Source organism: Caulobacter sp. S45 (assembly GCF_903642205.1).
Lineage (GTDB): Bacteria > Pseudomonadota > Alphaproteobacteria > Caulobacterales > Caulobacteraceae > CAHJWH01.
In genome coordinates, this window is the sequence record NZ_CAHJWH010000018.1 from 1 (window position 1) to 15,485 (window position 15,485).

The 15,485-nt window shown below is 67.4% G+C and carries 15 protein-coding genes and 1 tRNA gene; 7 read left to right on the forward strand and 9 right to left on the reverse strand.

The window, feature by feature from the left end:
- The coding region (locus HUV06_RS03565) for a protease pro-enzyme activation domain-containing protein (protein WP_217433617.1) at window positions 1-1,581 on the forward strand (1,581 nt) is incomplete at its 5' end.
- 25 nt (window positions 1,582-1,606) lie between these two features.
- Here HUV06_RS03565 and HUV06_RS03570 read toward each other — a convergent pair.
- The 6 genes from HUV06_RS03570 to HUV06_RS15965 all read right to left on the reverse strand — a co-directional run bounded on the left by HUV06_RS03570 (window position 1,607) and on the right by HUV06_RS15965 (window position 8,659).
- On the reverse strand, window positions 1,607-2,638 hold the full coding sequence (locus HUV06_RS03570) for a spore photoproduct lyase family protein (protein ID WP_217433618.1): 1,032 nt from the start codon (window positions 2,636-2,638) through the stop codon (window positions 1,607-1,609).
- A gap of 317 nt (window positions 2,639-2,955) precedes the next feature.
- Window positions 2,956-5,139, reverse strand: a complete 2,184-nt coding sequence (katG, locus tag HUV06_RS03575; RefSeq protein WP_174299902.1) for a catalase/peroxidase HPI — start codon at window positions 5,137-5,139, stop codon at window positions 2,956-2,958.
- Window positions 5,140-5,877: 738 nt separating this feature from the next.
- Window positions 5,878-5,962: transfer RNA gene (locus tag HUV06_RS03580), tRNA-Leu, on the reverse strand.
- Window positions 5,963-6,210: 248 nt separating this feature from the next.
- Window positions 6,211-6,465 carry a PsiF family protein gene (locus tag HUV06_RS03585; protein ID WP_174299903.1) on the reverse strand — a complete coding sequence of 85 codons (255 nt, stop codon included), beginning with the start codon at window positions 6,463-6,465 and terminating at the stop codon, window positions 6,211-6,213.
- 101 nt (window positions 6,466-6,566) lie between these two features.
- Window positions 6,567-7,598, reverse strand: a complete 1,032-nt coding sequence (locus tag HUV06_RS03590; RefSeq protein WP_174299904.1) for a 2-oxoadipate dioxygenase/decarboxylase family protein — start codon at window positions 7,596-7,598, stop codon at window positions 6,567-6,569.
- Window positions 7,599-7,657: 59 nt separating this feature from the next.
- Complete coding sequence (locus HUV06_RS15965) at window positions 7,658-8,659, reverse strand: hypothetical protein (RefSeq protein WP_217433619.1); 1,002 nt, start codon at window positions 8,657-8,659, stop codon at window positions 7,658-7,660.
- A 199-nt stretch (window positions 8,660-8,858) separates the two neighbouring features.
- On the opposite strand from HUV06_RS15965, the gene HUV06_RS03600 reads away from it, so the two are divergent.
- The gene (locus HUV06_RS03600; RefSeq protein WP_174299905.1) at window positions 8,859-9,380 is read left to right on the forward strand and encodes a hypothetical protein; all 522 of its coding nucleotides are present in this window, start codon (window positions 8,859-8,861) and stop codon (window positions 9,378-9,380) included.
- A gap of 168 nt (window positions 9,381-9,548) precedes the next feature.
- On the opposite strand, the gene HUV06_RS03605 is transcribed toward HUV06_RS03600, so the two are convergent.
- The gene (locus tag HUV06_RS03605; RefSeq protein ID WP_174299906.1) at window positions 9,549-9,689 is read right to left on the reverse strand and encodes a hypothetical protein; all 141 of its coding nucleotides are present in this window, start codon (window positions 9,687-9,689) and stop codon (window positions 9,549-9,551) included.
- Window positions 9,690-9,795: 106 nt separating this feature from the next.
- Here HUV06_RS03605 and HUV06_RS03610 point away from each other — a divergent pair, with 106 nt between their 5' ends.
- On the forward strand, window positions 9,796-10,080 hold the full coding sequence (locus tag HUV06_RS03610; protein ID WP_174299907.1) for a sulfurtransferase TusA family protein: 285 nt from the start codon (window positions 9,796-9,798) through the stop codon (window positions 10,078-10,080).
- Here the strand turns inward: HUV06_RS03610 and HUV06_RS03615 are convergent.
- Window positions 10,022-11,014 (reverse strand): YihY/virulence factor BrkB family protein, encoded by a 993-nt coding sequence (locus HUV06_RS03615; RefSeq protein ID WP_254600856.1) that lies wholly within the window; start codon window positions 11,012-11,014, stop codon window positions 10,022-10,024. The genes HUV06_RS03610 and HUV06_RS03615 overlap by 59 nt on opposite strands.
- 119 nt (window positions 11,015-11,133) lie before the next feature.
- Here HUV06_RS03615 and HUV06_RS03620 point away from each other — a divergent pair, with 119 nt between their 5' ends.
- The 4 genes from HUV06_RS03620 to HUV06_RS03635 all read left to right on the forward strand — a co-directional run bounded on the left by HUV06_RS03620 (window position 11,134) and on the right by HUV06_RS03635 (window position 14,908).
- Complete coding sequence (locus tag HUV06_RS03620) at window positions 11,134-12,456, forward strand: diguanylate cyclase domain-containing protein (protein ID WP_174299908.1); 1,323 nt, start codon at window positions 11,134-11,136, stop codon at window positions 12,454-12,456.
- Between the two features lie 85 nt (window positions 12,457-12,541).
- A complete protein-coding gene (locus HUV06_RS03625) occupies window positions 12,542-13,219 on the forward strand; it encodes a glutathione S-transferase family protein (RefSeq protein ID WP_174299909.1) in 678 nt (225 codons plus the stop codon).
- A gap of 82 nt (window positions 13,220-13,301) precedes the next feature.
- Window positions 13,302-14,330, forward strand: a complete 1,029-nt coding sequence (locus HUV06_RS03630) for an aldo/keto reductase (protein WP_174299910.1) — start codon at window positions 13,302-13,304, stop codon at window positions 14,328-14,330.
- A gap of 140 nt (window positions 14,331-14,470) precedes the next feature.
- On the forward strand, window positions 14,471-14,908 hold the full coding sequence (locus HUV06_RS03635; RefSeq protein ID WP_254600857.1) for a DUF4337 family protein: 438 nt from the start codon (window positions 14,471-14,473) through the stop codon (window positions 14,906-14,908).
- On the opposite strand, the gene HUV06_RS03640 is transcribed toward HUV06_RS03635, so the two are convergent.
- Window positions 14,889-15,377: a DUF3833 family protein gene (locus tag HUV06_RS03640; protein ID WP_174299911.1), complete on the reverse strand. Its 489-nt coding sequence runs from the start codon at window positions 15,375-15,377 to the stop codon at window positions 14,889-14,891. The two genes, HUV06_RS03635 and HUV06_RS03640, sit on opposite strands and share 20 nt — an antisense overlap.
- Window positions 15,378-15,485: the final 108 nt, after the last annotated feature.

The window sequence follows — 15,485 nt, forward strand, 5'->3', positions numbered from 1 at the left end:
GCGCCGCGGGACGTTTTGAGCGCGCAGGAGGACATCATGGCGGAGCAACGGTCAGTCATCGTGGGCAGCGAGCGGACCCCGCCCACAGGCGTGGACACGGGGGAAGTCGCCGCGGAAGCGGTCGCGCAGGTGAGCGTCTATCTCAAGCCGCCGACTGCGCTTCACCCTTCGAGGGACCAGAGCTTCCGCACGCGGACGGAGCTCAGAACCGAGCGCCAGGCGAGCCTTGCGGACGCGATGGCGCGCCTGCAGGCCTTCGCCAGGCGCGAGGGGCTGAGCGTGGTGGAGACCGATGCGGGCCGCCGCCTGGTCCGGCTCGAAAGCACGCTGGGTGCGCTCCAGGCCGCCTTCGGGACGCAGCTCCGCCAGTACCGGCACGCAGGCCGGGCCTTCCGGGCGCGCTCGGGGGCCCTGACCGCCCCCTCCGACATCTCGGCCATGGTCGAAGCCGTCCTCGGCCTGGACCAGCGCCCGATCGCCACGCCCAAGTCCAGGCGGCTCGCCAACCCGAGCGTCGATGCAGGCTTCCTGCCGAACCAGGTCGCCAGGCTGTACGGCTTCCCCTCCCCGTCCGGTGCGGGATCGGGCCAGTGCATCGGCGTCATCGAGCTCGGCGGCGGCTTCAACGCCAGCGACACGGCGGCCGCGTTCGCCGCCATGTCGCTGGCGCCGCCCCAGGTGACCGCCGTACCGGTGTCAGGCGGGGCGAACACGCCGGGCAAGGACACCGACGCCGACGGCGAGGTGGCCCTGGACATCCAGGTGGCGGGCGCAGGCGCGCCGGGCGCGCACCTGGCGGTCTATTTCGCCGCCAACACGGACCAGGGCTTCGTCGACGCCATCAGCCAGGCCGCACATGACGAGGCCAACGCGCCGAGCGTGCTTTCCATCAGCTGGGGCTCGGCCGAGAGCGGCTGGACCCAGCAGGCGATCACCGCCATGGGCTCCGCCCTCCAGGACGCCGCCGACCTGGGCGTCACCGTCCTCGCCGCCTCAGGCGACGGGCTGGCCACCGATGGCGTGGACGACGGCAAGGCGCACGTGGATTTCCCGGCCTCCAGTCCGCTCGTCCTGGGGTGCGGAGGCACGCACCTTACAGCGTCCAGCACCGAGATCAGCGGCGAGACGGTGTGGAACAGCGACGGCGGAGGAACAGGCGGCGGGATCAGCGACCTCTTCGACATCCCCGCCTACCAGGCCCCATTATCGCTGCCAGCCTCGGTGAACGGCCAGCGCAAGGGTCGCGGCGTTCCCGACGTCGCGGCCAACGCCGATCCGGACAGCGGCTACCGCGTGGTGGTCGACGGGCAGGCCCAGGTGATCGGGGGCACCAGCGCGGCGGCGCCGCTCTGGGCCGGGCTGTTCGCCCTGATCAACGCGGGCGCCGGCCGCCCGTCGGGCCAGCCCCACGCAGTGCTCTACGCCCATGCCGACGCGTTCCGCGACATTGTCTTGGGTGACAACAGGTCCGGTAGCGTCGGCTATGCGGCGGCAAAGGGCTGGGACGCCTGCACCGGGCTTGGATCGCCCAGGGCGGCCGAAGTGGCGGCGCTTTTCGCCTCGGGGAAGGCCCCCGAGTAAGCAAGGCGAGAAGTCGCTGGCGGCGTCACGTCCAGTAGAGGATCCGGGCCGAGGGGAGTTCCCGGCCGATCATGGTGGAGAGCGCCTCGCGCATGTCCCGCATGAGGGCGGCCGGATAGACGAACTTGGTCGAGCCGAACTTGGTCAGCTTGCGCGACCGGCTGTCCTCGTCGAGGTCCAGCGCTGTACCCGGGTACCAGGCCTGCAGCACCGCCTTGGACTTGGGCGTGAACCGGTGGGTGATCAGCTCCGCGGTGAGGTCGAGGTCGGGAATCCCCTCCAGCTCGGCTGCAGCCTGTGCGAAGAGCGCCGTGTAGGCCTCGCGCCACCCGTCGACGGGCTGGATAGGCGCGACGGTCAGCCCGACCCGGTAGCCGTCCCGTGCGAGCCGGCCCAGGGCTGCGAGCCGGGCGGCGAGAGGGCTCGTACCCCCTTCGAAGCGGATCAGCGGCGCGGCGTTGACCGACATGCGCACCCTCACGCGGCGCGCATGAGCCAGACCCAGCAGGGGCTCCACGCCATCGAACTTGGTGGTGAAGCGGAGCTGCACGGGCGCCTCCCAAGCTCCGAAGAAGCGCACCGCCTCCGCAAGGCTGCCGGTCAGATGCTCGACCCCGAGCGGGTCGGCGTAGCAGGAAGCCTCGAAGGTCGTGCCTTCCTGGCTTCGCGCCTGGGACACGGAGGTGACCGACCCCTGGCCCACATAGGCGGCCAGGTCATCTAGGATCTCCCCTACATTGGCGTAGACGCGGGTGATGGGCGCGCCGGCGAGCGAGCCTGCAAGATAACAGTACTGGCAGTGGGCGTGACATCCTTCGGCCAAGTCGAAGCGCCAGTCCGCCGACGGCGGGATGGGCTGCAGCCGCCGCTTGCCGGCCGGCGCGACGACGACCGCCAGGGTCGATTTGGCGTCCTTGTAGGCGGTGCGCTTATCCGCGGCCTTGGGCAGGACCACCCGGTCGCCGGGAAGCTCCACCACGTCGGACCCTAGGCTCGCCGCGCGCGCAGCGATCTCGCGACCATGCGCCCACGCCATGGCCGAGTGCGTGATCACCACCCGCCGCGGCCGCCACAGCCGTGGGCTTCCGGCGGGAATACGAGGAACGCGGCTACTCAGGACTTCCATCAGACGTCCCCAACGCGCATCCGGCGGAAAAGGCCCTGGCCTAGAACGTCCAAGAGCCGTTTCAACACGTGGCGGCATCGGTCGAGACGGCTCCTCAGGAGGAGGAAGCGTATGGAAAGTGCCCCCCGGTTCGTCATCTTGCGAGCTTACTCGGTCTCCAAGCACGCGGGAACGTTCAGGTAATTCAGAAAGGGCGAAGATCATCGTCATCTTCGCCCTCGATTCTAAGGCTTCCAGGCCGGCGGCGGTCAGGCCGCCAAGTCGAAGCGGTCGGCGTCCATGACCTTGGCCCAGGCCGCCACGAAGTCGTGGGCGAACTTGGCCTTGGCGTCGGAGCAGGCGTAGACCTCCGCCAGGGCGCGCAGCTCGGAATGCGACCCGAAGATCAGGTCGACCCGCGTGCCGGTCCACTTCACCGCCTTGGTCCTGCGATCGATCCCCTGGAAGGTGTTTACGGACCCGGCGGGCCGCCACTCCGTCCCCATGTCGAGCAGGTTGACGAAGAAGTCGTTGGTCAGCCTGCCCACCTCGTCGGTGAAGATCCCGTCCTTAGAGCCCTCAGCGTTGGCGCCGAGCACTCGCAGGCCACCGACCAGCACCGTCAGCTCCGGTCCGCTCAGCCGCAGCAGCTGCGCCTTGTCAATCAGCGCCTCCTCGGGCGCCATGAACTGCTCGCCCTGGCGGTAGTTGCGGAAGCCGTCGGCGCGGGGCTCGAGCGGCGCGAAGGACTCCGCGTCGGTCTGCTCCTGCGAGGCGTCCATACGACCCGGCGTGAAGGGGACCTGCACGTCCGTGCCGGCATCGCGGGCGGCCTTCTCGACCGCCGCGGCGCCGCCGAGGACGATCAGGTCCGCGATCGAGACCTTCTTGCCGCCTGGCGCCGAGCCGTTGAACTCCGACTGGATGGCCTGGAGCGCCTGGAGCACGCGGGTCAGCTCGGGCGGGTTGTTCACCGGCCAGTCCTTTTGCGGCGCCAGGCGGATGCGCGCGCCGTTGGCGCCGCCCCGCTTGTCCGAGCCGCGGAAGGTAGAGGCTGAGGCCCAGGCGGTGGAGACCAGCTGCGGCACGGTGAGGCCGGAGGCAAGGATCCTGGCCTTCAGGTCCGTCACGTCCTGCGCATCGATCAATGGATGGTCGTTGGCCGGGATCGGGTCCTGCCAGATCAGCGTCTCCTTGGGGACCAATGGGCCCAGGTAGCGCTGGATCGGGCCCATGTCGCGATGGGTCAGCTTGAACCAGGCGCGGGCGAAGGCGTCGGCGAACTGGTCCGGATTCTCAAGAAACCGGCGGCTGATACTGTCGTACTCGGGGTCCATGCGGAGCGCGAGGTCGCTGGTCAGCATGCGCGGCTTCTGAAAGCCGGGGTGATGGGCGTGCGGCACGTCCTCCGGCCCGTCCTTCGCCTCCCACTGCCAAGCGCCGCCCGGGCTCTTGGTCAGCTCCCACTCGAACTTGTAGAGGTTCTCAAAGTAGCGGTTGGACCATTGGGTCGGCGTCTGGCTCCAGGTGACCTCCAGGCCCGCGGTGATGGCGTCCGCGCCGTGGCCCGTGCCGTGCTTGCTGCGCCAGCCCAAGCCCTGGTCCTCGATCACCGCGCCTTCCGGCTCGGGGCCGACGAAGGAAGGGTCGCCCGCGCCGTGGGTCTTGCCAAAGGTGTGGCCACCGCCGACCAGGGCGACGGTCTCCTCGTCGTTCATGGCCATGCGCGCGAAGGTCATGCGGATGTCGTGGGCGGAGCCCAGCGGGTCGGGCTTGCCGTCGGGACCCTCTGGATTGACGTAGATCAGGCCCATCTGCACTGCGCCCAGCGCGTCATGCAGCTGGCGCTCGCCGCTGTAGCGCTCGTTGCCGAGCCACGAGCCTTCCGGCCCCCAGAACAGCTCCTCCGGCTCCCAGGTGTCGGCCCGGCCGCCGGCGAAGCCGAAGGTCTTGAAGCCCATGGACTCCAGAGCGACGTTGCCCACCAGCACGAACAGGTCGGCCCAGGAGAGCTTCTGGCCGTACTTCTGCTTGATCGGCCAGAGCAGGCGGCGGCCCTTGTCGAGATTGGCGTTGTCCGGCCAGCTGTTCAGCGGCGCGAAGCGCTGCTGCCCGCCGCCCGCGCCGCCGCGACCGTCGGTGATGCGGTAGGTGCCCGCGCTGTGCCAGGCCAGGCGGATGAACAGGCCGCCATAATGGCCGAAGTCCGCCGGCCACCACTCCTGGCTGTCGGTCATCAGGGCGTGCAGGTCGGCGATGACCGCATTGAGGTCGAGGGTCTTGAACTCTTCGGCATAGTCGAACGCCTCGCCCATCGGACTGGAGCGCGGCGCGTGCTGGTTCAGCCCCTCAAGGCGCAGGTTGTCGGGCCACCACTGCCGGCCGCCGCCGCCGCGGCCGCCGCGTCCCATCGGGCATTGGGCCTCGATGCTGTCTTCAACCTTCGCATCCATCTTCGTCTCCCTTGCCGCTTTTATGACGGCGTGCCGATGAGGCCCGCGCTTCCGGCGACCGGTGCTCCGTCCAAACAAAGCCTTGTCGACCGGCTTGTACAATTGATTGTTCATATGCGATCGATTGAACGCGTTTTGGTCTTTACGGACGGATGACCTACGCCGTTTTTAGCTCTTTCCACTAAAGACGCCCACGGAGCATGGCCGCGGCTGTAGATGATGGCCGAGGATGGCGGGATCAGCCGAGCCAAATGGGATTTGAGATTAGCCTCCATGGTGTAATTCGCCGCGGCTGGCCTGGACGTTTTCGCGGCTTTTGATCGAGGTGACCGACGTGCCGGGACCCGCCTTTACGGTAACCTCCACGTGACCGAGCGCGCCGGCTGCCGCCATCCCCTGGTGAGCCGCCCATGATCCAGCGCCTTAGCCCAGGCGAACAAAGCCGGGCCGCCGCAGCCGTCTCGTTGCGGACTCTTGCCATCTGGAGCTTGCTCGGGGCTCAGCTCCGCCACCGTCCGTTCGCCACGCAGCGCCTCTAGCGCCACCTTGGCGTTGAACTCAGCAGAAGACCGCTTCCGCTTGCCCGTCATCGGGTCCGTCCTTCCTCTCGGTCGAACCCACCTCAACACCCTGTCCGATTTCAAGGGACCACCTCACTTAATGGACCTCGGCAAGGCGTCGTCGGCGATGCGATTAGGCCGATAAATACGCTGCGGAAGGCTTAGCTCGACCTAAAGGTGGTGCGGGTGGTCGGGGTCGAACCGACACTCCTTGCGGAACCGGATTTTGAGTCCGGCGCGTCTACCAATTCCACCACACCCGCATTAAGGCGCTCGGCTCCTCTGTGGCTCCTAGCGCATTTCAGGCCGTTTCGGGAGGCCCGTCAGGTGGCACGCTAAGTGCCTGTTTCGTGTCAGAATAAAAAGTCTATAGAACCCAGCACAAATCGCTTTTCGAGGCTGCGCGTCTACTATTCGCGACCGGGGCACAGTCCGCGCAGATTACCGGCGATAGAGATCCTTCCCGGCCTGGCGCAAGGCGGCGGCCTGCGCCGCCTTGCGGGCCTCGGTCCTACTTGCTCTTCTTGCAGGCGCGCATGAACTTCTCGCGGTCCTTCCCGTGGACGCCCTTGGAGTCTGCGCTTGCGGAGCAGGCCAGGGACGCCTCCGTCCGTGCACCCTTGGGCGCTAGACCGGTGTGGGTGGTGGTGACCTTTGGATGGCCGGCCACCTTGGTGGTGGTCGTGGTCGTGGCAGTAGGCGCCTGCGCCATGGCCGAGCCAGCCATGAGGATTATGGCGGCCGCAGCCAGCATGAACGTACGCATAGGAGTCGCTCCCTCTTGAGGACCCTGACTGTAGCTTGGCCATGACGTCTGTCGAGACACTCCGAGCTTACAGTTTCTCAAGCTCGCAACGTCGAAGCGCGTCAGGCGCCCTGCACCTGTGTCATCTTGAAGATGCCCTGGGCGTTGGAACTGTCGAAGCGCAGATCGATACGCCCGGCTTCCGCCTCTACATCCCGGGTGATGAACTCGTAGAAGGAGCCTGGCGCACTCATCCGCACCTCACCGCCACTGTCGTCGAGGAAGCTGCGCTCCACCGGATCGGCGCGGAAAGCGGTCTGGCGCACGCGGCCCGAAGCGGAGATCTCGACCGCGGGCTTCATCGGGCGGCCGAGCGCACGCTGAGCCTGGGCCAGAGCGTCCACGTCCGAAACCCGGTCCGTGGCGTGGTTGAAGGCGTTGCCCTCAGTGGCGATCCAGGCCGCCTCCGCCGACTCGCCCAGCAGGGTGCGGTAGTCGGCGAGCCGCGGGACCGCATGCCGGCGCCCAAAGACCGACGCCAGGACCGACAGCAGCCGGATGGCTGCGGCCATTTCCAGCTCGCCCTTGGCGCGAAGCTGGCCTAAGTCGGCGAGGCTGACCGGATCAAGCGGATCGCTGGAACTATCGAAGACCGCATGGGCGGCGGCCTGGAAGGGCGCGCTGAAGCGGTCCACATGCAACTCGCTCAGGAAGAACTGCGGCACGTCCTCCGGAAAGTCCTCCTGGGCGTAGGCGCGGCCCGTCATCCCCAGCCTGTCCAGCGGGTAGACGCCAGCCAGTGCGTAGCCAAGCGGCTCCAGGACACGGGTGAAGGCCGCTTCACCCGGTGGCAGAGCGCCCGTCGGCCCCTCTTTGAATCGAATGGTGCGCAACGCGCCGTGATCGAACACGACACCCGCACCGTCTGCCCGCCGATCCGCCACATAGGCCGCGGCGGTCGGCGCCCGGGCGAGCAGGTCGTGGAACAGCAGGATGTTGAGCGCCATGGCGGCCACAGCCCGAGAGACCCGCCCATCGGCCCCGGACGGGTTAAGCAAAGCCGGCGACATCCGCAGGGCCTCGAGCGTGTCGCGGGCGGCGGAGTGGCCGAGGATCGTCTCGACCAGGCGATGCAATTGCGGCGGCTCACCCATGCTCAAGCTCCAGAAGCGTAGCTGCCCCTCACCCTCACGCGGAGGTCAGCCGTAACGCCTCAGTAGCGGTAAGGCCGGTGATGGCGATAGTACCAGACATGGTAGGGATATGGACGATAGCTCCACCGGCCGCCGACGTAGAGCCAGGGATTGTAATCCACAGGTGCAGCGTAGGCGTAGCCTCCACCGTAGGTGAAGCCCGGCGCATCCCCGCGCAGCACGTAGCCGGGCGGACACCCGGGGCTTGTGCCGCCTGGCTGACTGGAGGCGACCGCTCCGCCCAGCAACGCCCCACCCGCAGCGCCGGCGAGCGCTCCGGCGCCACGGCTATGGCGACCGGCCAGCCCTGCGCCGGCGAAGGCTCCCAGCGCCCCGCCGATGAGCGCGCCGCCTGCGACGTTGCCGCCGGACTTCACGCAGTTGTCCGTGGCCCACTGCTCAGCCGCCTGAGCATATTGCTGGTCGGCCTGAGGCGAGCCGCCTGCATCCGGGCCGTTTCGATCGTATCCTGGCGGTGGCGGAACCGACGATGCTCCGCCATAGCCCGGCCCTTGCGGATAGCCGTTGTCTGAAGGCGGCGGGTAGCCTTGCTGGCCATAACCTGGCTGCGCATAGCCGCCCTGCCCATAACCGGATTGATCATAGCCCGACTGGCCGCCGTAGCTTGACTGCCCAGAGCCCTGTTGGCCGTAACCCGGCTGGCCGTAACCTTGCTGGCCATAGCTCTCAGGCTGACCATAACCCTGTTGCCCGTAACCACCTTGGGGTGGCTGTCCGTAGCCATCCCGCGGAGGTGGCGGTGCAGATGTGTAGCCGCCCTGCGAAGGATCTTGGCCGTAGCCCGGACCGCCATAGCCTGGCTGCCCGCTAGGATCAGGTTGGCCGTAACCCGATTGGCGATAGCCTGACTGGTCATAGCCCTGGTCGCCGCCATAGGGCTGGCCATAGGCCTGCGCACCGACATCCTGGGCCGAAGCGAAGGAAGCGGCCAGAGGCGAGACGCTCAGCCCCAACGCCGCCAGCATCAGGCTCGATCGGGACAGTATCGCGGTCGAGATCATCGGCGTATCCTCCGCCGCTCGCCTGAGCAGCCATCTTCCAGTACAACAAATGAAGTCTGAACCCGCCCTGACCGTTCCGTTCATCGTCCGCCGCCAGACGGCCGGCCATGGTCGAGCGCGGTGTTTTCACCTCCCAGGCCCTGGCTTGTCAGCTTTGGCGGCGAGTTGGCTGGGCATGACTCTCGGCGCGTCCGCCGCGATGGGAAAGCCGTTGGCCGCCCATCCGAAAGGAGGCGCCCTGGACACCGAGACCTCGGTGGTTACGGTCACGGCAAGCCGCGTCGTCCCCAAGGTGCAGAGCACCTTCCCTGCCTCCGGCGCCAAGGTCTCGCCTGGACTGCTCGTGCTGCGGGTGACCTACGACACGCGCATGCGGCCCGAGGGCTGGTCCTACGCGCAGGAGGCCGGCGAGCAATATCCAGACTGCGCAAAAGCTCCACGCCTGCTGGACGACAAGCGCAGCTTCGTGCTCATCTGCCGCACCCTTCCGGGCAAGCGGTACGCTGTCTGGTTCAACCGGCCGCCCTTGAACGACTTCACCAGCTTCGGGCGCCGAGCGGCGAAACCCTTCGAGCTGAAGTTCGTCACCAGCGAAGACGAACCGGTGCGCACCCTCACCGAGGCCATGAGGGCCGACCCGGCCCTGTCCACTCTTGGAAATCCCGTGGAGCCGGACGGTCTGGCCGCCTACGGTCAGGACGCGCCACCTGGAGAGCCGTAGGCCTCAGCCTGTCGTGCGCCTGGCAGTCGGACGACGGCCGGGCGGCGCTCCCTTCGACTTGGCCCGGGTGGCTGTTCGGCCGCCTTCGGCGCAGCGCCCGTACGCTGCAGACTGGCCCGGAGACCGCCTTAAGGTCGGTGACGTTGCCGTCCTCGGGTTCGACGACAGTCACAGCGTTCTGGCCCTCTGCTTGCTGGCGACAAAACCCTTCAACGCCTCTTCGTAGCGGTCGGTGAACTGGCTCGGATCGAAGGGAACCTGCTGCTGCTCGATGAGCTGGAAGGCAATCTCGACCATGGCTGCCGCCATCTTCCAATCTCCCCTGTCCGGCCCGACGAGGCGCGAGGAGCGAACGGGCGCGCAGATGACTCGTTCGGCCCTTGCTTGGCGGCGCTCTGTTGCGCATCAGGCAGGGATGAACGCGGAGCTTCCCCACGGAGGCGAGACGGTCGTGGATGCGCGTGGCCATCGCTGCCCCACGCCGACCCTGCGGCTGCGACGGGCTCTGGCGGCCGAGCCGGACGGAGCGGTCATCTTGTTGCTGGCCGACGATCCCATGGCGCGCATTGACGTGCCGCATTTCGCCATTGGAGCGGGCCACGTGATCGAGGACCTCAGCCAGGAAGACGGCGTCCTTCGCTTCAGGGTGCGGAAGGGCGTTTCGGCGGTCGGCGCGGTCCGTGGTGGACGCCCGGCGTGAGGATCAGCTCCATCTCGGTGGCGACCGCGCCGCCGAAGAAGACCGCGTTGACGTTCCAGGACAGCCAGACGAGGAACACCACCACCGCACCGATCGACCCGTAGGTCGCTCCGTAATTGGCGATTTTGCCTACATAAAAAGCGCAGAACCATGAAGCCAGGATCGATAGCCCCGTGGCCACGACTCCGCCCGTCACCGAGGCCCGCCATCTGACGTGATGGCTGGCCATGGCGTAGCGGTAGAGCAGCGTGAAACCGGCCACCAAGCCAACAGACTCCCAGGTCCACTCATTGTTCAGCCAGGACTGGCCAAGCAGTTCGAGTTTAAGAGTGGAGCCCAGCACCCGCACAGCGAGGAATATGCTTGACGAGGCGGCCAAGAGGGCGAAGGCCCCCACCGCCACCACCAGGGCCATCAAGTTGAACTGGACAAAGTTGCGCGGCCGGTCTTCTTCGTAGATAAAGGACAGGCCCGCCAGCAGCGCCTTGAAGCCTCTGTGGGCGGCGTACAGCCCAATGCTCAGCGCCACGATGCTCTGGACTGAAATGGCCGTGCGCGGCGCGCCCGCCAGTCGTCCCAATTCCGCCTGCACCAGGTCCTGCGCCTGCACGGGCATGAGGTTGACCAGCGCGGCGCCGAATCCCTCGACTTGGGAGGTGGGCGCCAGCAGACTGAACAGGCTGACCAGGATCGTCAGCGCGGGGAATACCGCCAGCAGGGCGAAGAACGACACGCCCCCCGTGTAGAGCATGCAGTCGCGGCCCCAGATGCGCAAAAACGAGCGTTGCACCAGCAACATGGCTCCCCGCATGAAGGTGAGCGTTTCCTCCGGCGATAGAGTGCGGACATGGGTCGCCGCGGCGCGTAGGGGTGCGCTTCGGGCTAGGATGTCGCCGCCGCCGGAGGGACGGCTCTGGAACGGTTCAGTCGTCAAAAGTCGGGGTCGCCTGGGCCGATTTGCGCAGTGCTGGGCCGCACCGCTATGATCCATAAACGGTTTAGGCGCCAGTTCGGGGCCAGTGTCGCGCAACGACGCGCAACAAGAGGTGATCGGTGTCGCACGGCGTTCGCGTGCTGATCGTGGCTCGCGACGAAGCGGTCGCCGAGCCGCTGAGCCGAGGGCTCGACGCTCTGGGATGGCGTACGGTAACCGCCCGCGGCGCTCACGCCGCCCAGATCGCTCTGGAGGACCTGCCCATCGAGGCGGCGATCGTCGTCATCGACGGCCTGACCGAGGCGCGAGGCTTGGCTGACCGACTGCGGGCCGAGCGCGCCCCGCGGCCCTTTCCAGTGATAGGCGTGCGCGCGGGCGAGGCGGCGCTGGGCGAGCACGGCTTCGATCTTACCCTGTCCGCCGCCTGCCATCCTTCGCAGATTACGCTGCGCCTGGAGCAGCTGGTGCGTGCGGTGGCGGCTGAAGAGGAATTCGTCCTGCGCCAGCGGACCTTCGCCGAATATGGTGGCGGCCTGTCCGCGCCGGACGCAGACAGCTCGCCCTTCAGAGTGCTGACCGTGGGAGAGCCCGCGCCCAACTTCCTGGCACTCTCGCACTCCCTAAGGGCGCGCGGGGCGGAGGTCACCGCGGCCTTCACCGCCTACACCGCTTTCGACTACCTGCACGAGCGCGCTTTTGACGCCGTGGCGCTGTGGGCCGGAGAGACCCAGGCGGAGGCGCTTTCGATCGCCGCGGGGATGCGGCGTAATTCTCGCCTCTACCACCTGCCCACCCTGCTCTACCTGCGCTCCCGCTCCGAGATCGATCCAGAGGCAGCCTACCGCCGTGGGCTCACGGACATCGCTACCGCCGAAACACCGCCGGAAGAGACCGCCCGCCGCATCGCCGCCCTGGCGCGCGGATACCGACGCGAACTCGCCATTCGGCAATCGCTGGAGCAGGCCCGGGGGATCGGTCTGACCGATCCCAGCACGGGCCTGTTCACCCCGGAATTGTTCGCCGCCCACCTTGCGCGCCTGACCGAGTCAGTCCGCACCCGAGGACGGCCGCTATCGCTCGCCGTGCTGCGCATCGCCGACCGACCCGAGACGCTGCGCGCCCGCGCCGGCGGCTGGCTGGACCGCGCAATTCCGCAGATCGGCTCAATGGTCGGTCGCCTAGTCCGTGCGGAGGACACGGCCGGTCGGATCGCACCGGAAATCTTCGGCCTGGCCCTGCCGGGAGCGGGCTTCAAGGCGGCGCTGACCGCGGCGGAGCGGATCGCAGCGGTGATCGCCTGCACCGCTTTCCAGGCCGGTCAGGATCAGCGTCCCTTCACTGTCGACTTCGAGGTTGGCGCAGCGGAGCTGCACCCTGGCGAGAGCGCGGGCCGCGCCCTGGAACGGGCCGCTACGCAATCTTCGGCGCGGAAGGCGAGCTGAGACGAAGATCTCGGCCCATCAACGAGTTGACCGCGCCGTTATGGCTCTCCACCCTGAATCGCCCGCGACTCTTTGGACCTCAGCCATGCTCATCGTCCACCACCTGAACAACTCCCGCTCTCAGCGCGTGCTGTGGCTGCTGGAAGAGCTCGGCGTGCCCTACGAGGTGAAGCGCTATGAGCGCAACACGCAGACCATGCTCGCTCCCCCCGAGCTGAAGCATGTCCATCCGCTGGGCAAGAGCCCGGTGATCACCGATGACAAGGCGATCCTCGCCGAAACCGGCCTGATCTGCGAATACCTCTGCGACAGGTACGGCCAGGGCCGTCTGGCGCCGACCAAGAGCGTGGGCGTCGACAGTTCCGAACGGCTACGTTGGCTCTACTGGCTACACTATGCAGAGGGCTCAGCCATGCCGCCGCTGCTGCTGGGCCTGGTGTTCGGCGCAATGCCGCAGCGCGCCCCCGTCCTGATGCGGCCCCTGGTCAAGGCGATCGCCCAGCGGGCGCAGGATGGCTTCGTCAGACCGCAGATCAAGCTGCACCTGGACTACTGGGAGGCCGAACTGGCGGAAAGCGGCTGGTTCGCCGGCGCGCAGTTCAGCGCCGCCGACGTGATGATGAGCTTCCCTGTCGAAGCCGCGGCTACCCGCGTCGGCGATGACCCCGACCGGACCAACCTGAAGGCGTTCCTGGAGCGCATCCATGCGCGGCCAGCCTACAAGCGGGCGCTTGAGCGGGGCGGCCCCTACGCCTACGCCTGAGGGAACGACATGCGCAGACTGGGCGCCACGAGGGCGGCCCTGCTACAGGAGCGCCCTGCACCAGCCGAAGTCAGGAATGCTCATGGACTATCGACGCCTCGGCGCCTCCGGCTTCACGGTCCCGGCGCTCAGCTTCGGCACCGGCACCTTCGGCGGCCGGGGTGAGTTCTTCCAGGCCTGGGGCTCCACGGACGTAGCCGAGGCGCGCCGGCTGGTGGACATCTGCGTGGACGCCGGCGTGGTGATGTTCGACACCGCCGACATCTACTCGGGCGGCGCCGCAGAGGAGATCCTGGGTGAGGCGCTGAAAGATCGGCCCCGCGACAGCGTGATCATCTCCACCAAAGCGAGCTTTCGCAACGGCGATGGCGCCAACGACGTCGGCTCTTCCCGCTACCATCTGATCCAGGCGGTCGAGAAGGCGCTCCGGCGGCTGAAGACCGATTACATCGACCTTTTCCAGCTGCACGGCTTCGATGCTCTGACGCCGGTGGAGGAGGTGCTGTCCACCCTCGATCAGCTCGTGCGGGATGGAAAGGTCCGCTACACTGGTGTGTCGAACTTCTCCGGATGGCACCTGATGAAGTCCCTCGCTGCGGCGGAGCGCCATGGCTTCCCCCGCTATGTCGCCAACCAGACCTACTACTCGCTGGTGGGGCGAGACTACGAACACGAGCTGATGCCCCTGAGCCTTGACCAGGGCCTGGGCGCGGTGGTCTGGAGCCCGCTGGGCTGGGGCCGGCTCACCGGCAAGATCCGTCGCGGCCAGCCGCTCCCTGCGCAAAGCCGCCTGCACAAGACCGCCAACATGGGGCCGCCGCTGGAGGACGACTACGTCTACAAGGTGGTCGACGCTCTGGAGGCGGTGGCCGCCGAGACGGACAGGAGCGTGCCCCAGGTCGCGTTGAACTGGCTCCTGCAGCGCCCGACCGTGGCCTCGGTCATCATCGGCGCGCGCGACGAAGCGCAGCTGCGCCAGAACCTGGGCGCCGTGGGTTGGACTCTGACGCCTGATCAGGTGAAGCGGTTGGACGAGGCCAGCGCCAAGCCCAAAGCCTACCCGTACTGGCACCAGCTCGGCTACACCGAGCGCAATCCCCTGCCCGTCTAGTCGGTCGAAGGAGACGCGCCATATCCGCCCTGGATGCCCACGAGCAGCACGAGCGGGCCGAGCACGCCCACCACGCCGCAGATCCGTTTATCACCCGCGTCTCCATCACCATCGCGCTTCTGGCGGTTGCCGCCGCCATCGTGGGCAGCCTGGAGACCGTGCAGAGCGCCACCGCCATCAACGCCACCAGCCGCGCCGTGCTGGTCCAGGACAAGGCTACGGACGTCTGGAACGAGTACCAGGCCGACAGTTTGAAGAAGCACGTCTACGGCATCGCGGCCGACGCTCCCGGCCCCAACGCCGCCCGCTATCGCAAGGCCTCAGCCGATCAGGTTCAGGCCCAGAACATCCTGCGCGACAAGGCCACAGCCGGTGAACACGAACGCGATCAGCTGGTTGAGACGGCGGAAGCGGCGGAAAAGCGACATCACTGGCTTACCGCCGCCGCCGCCCTGCTGGAGATCGGCATCGGCGTCTCCTCAGTATCCATCATAACCAAGAACCGGCTGTTCTGGTTCGGCGCCCTTGCTCTAGGGCTGGGAGGCTTGGTCCTGTTCATCACCTGCTGGCTGGTCTGACGCCCGCGGCCGACGCTGAGACAGGCTCCAGGACCACCGACGTCCTGAACACGGGGAAGATGCCCAGGGCGCGCGTCCAACCCTTCATGCGAACGCGTCCATCGGCCTCGCGCCAGACGTTCACTCTCAGGTGGATCACGTTGGCTCCAGCCGACATGCGAAGGCGGTCGTAGCGGATCTGGAAGCCTTGCCGGGTGTCCCGGATCCGCATGCGTCCGCCCTGTGAGGCTTCCAGCCCCAGCATGGCGCCTCCACCGGTGCTGCTCAGAAGCCAGGACCGCACCATGGTTGCCCTATTGTTGTAGACGACCCGCTCATCGCACAACAGCGCGCTGTCCGTAGCCGAGCCTTCGCATTCGTAGAACACCGTGAAGGTGCGCAGACGTTCGCCGAACAGGCCGCGGACCTCGCCCCTTCCTTTCCAACGATCGGCGAAGAAGGACGCGGCTGTCTGCCCCTCGACGCTCATCCCCGCCGCCTCACACGACCCTCAAGGGCATGCCGTGAAACTGCAGACGGTCCACCGGCTGCACGCTGACAAATTCTGCGGTCGCAGGGCTCATTCTGCGGTCGCAGG

Excerpts from the sequence above, each read along its gene's own strand:
- HUV06_RS03600 (WP_174299905.1), top strand. The coding sequence starts at position 8,859 with ATGGGAAAGCCGTTGGCCGCCCATCCGAAAGGAGGCGCCCTGGACACC.
- HUV06_RS03590 (WP_174299904.1), bottom strand. The coding sequence starts at position 7,598 with ATGGGTGAGCCGCCGCAATTGCATCGCCTGGTCGAGACGATCCTCGGC.
- HUV06_RS03625 (WP_174299909.1), top strand. The coding sequence starts at position 12,542 with ATGCTCATCGTCCACCACCTGAACAACTCCCGCTCTCAGCGCGTGCTG.
- HUV06_RS03605 (WP_174299906.1), bottom strand. The coding sequence starts at position 9,689 with ATGGCGGCAGCCATGGTCGAGATTGCCTTCCAGCTCATCGAGCAGCAG.
- HUV06_RS03640 (WP_174299911.1), bottom strand. The coding sequence starts at position 15,377 with ATGAGCGTCGAGGGGCAGACAGCCGCGTCCTTCTTCGCCGATCGTTGG.
- HUV06_RS15965 (WP_217433619.1), bottom strand. The coding sequence starts at position 8,659 with ATGATCTCGACCGCGATACTGTCCCGATCGAGCCTGATGCTGGCGGCG.
- HUV06_RS03585 (WP_174299903.1), bottom strand. The coding sequence starts at position 6,465 with ATGCGTACGTTCATGCTGGCTGCGGCCGCCATAATCCTCATGGCTGGC.
- HUV06_RS03610 (WP_174299907.1), top strand. The coding sequence starts at position 9,796 with ATGAACGCGGAGCTTCCCCACGGAGGCGAGACGGTCGTGGATGCGCGT.
- katG (WP_174299902.1), bottom strand. The coding sequence starts at position 5,139 with ATGGATGCGAAGGTTGAAGACAGCATCGAGGCCCAATGCCCGATGGGA.
- HUV06_RS03630 (WP_174299910.1), top strand. The coding sequence starts at position 13,302 with ATGGACTATCGACGCCTCGGCGCCTCCGGCTTCACGGTCCCGGCGCTC.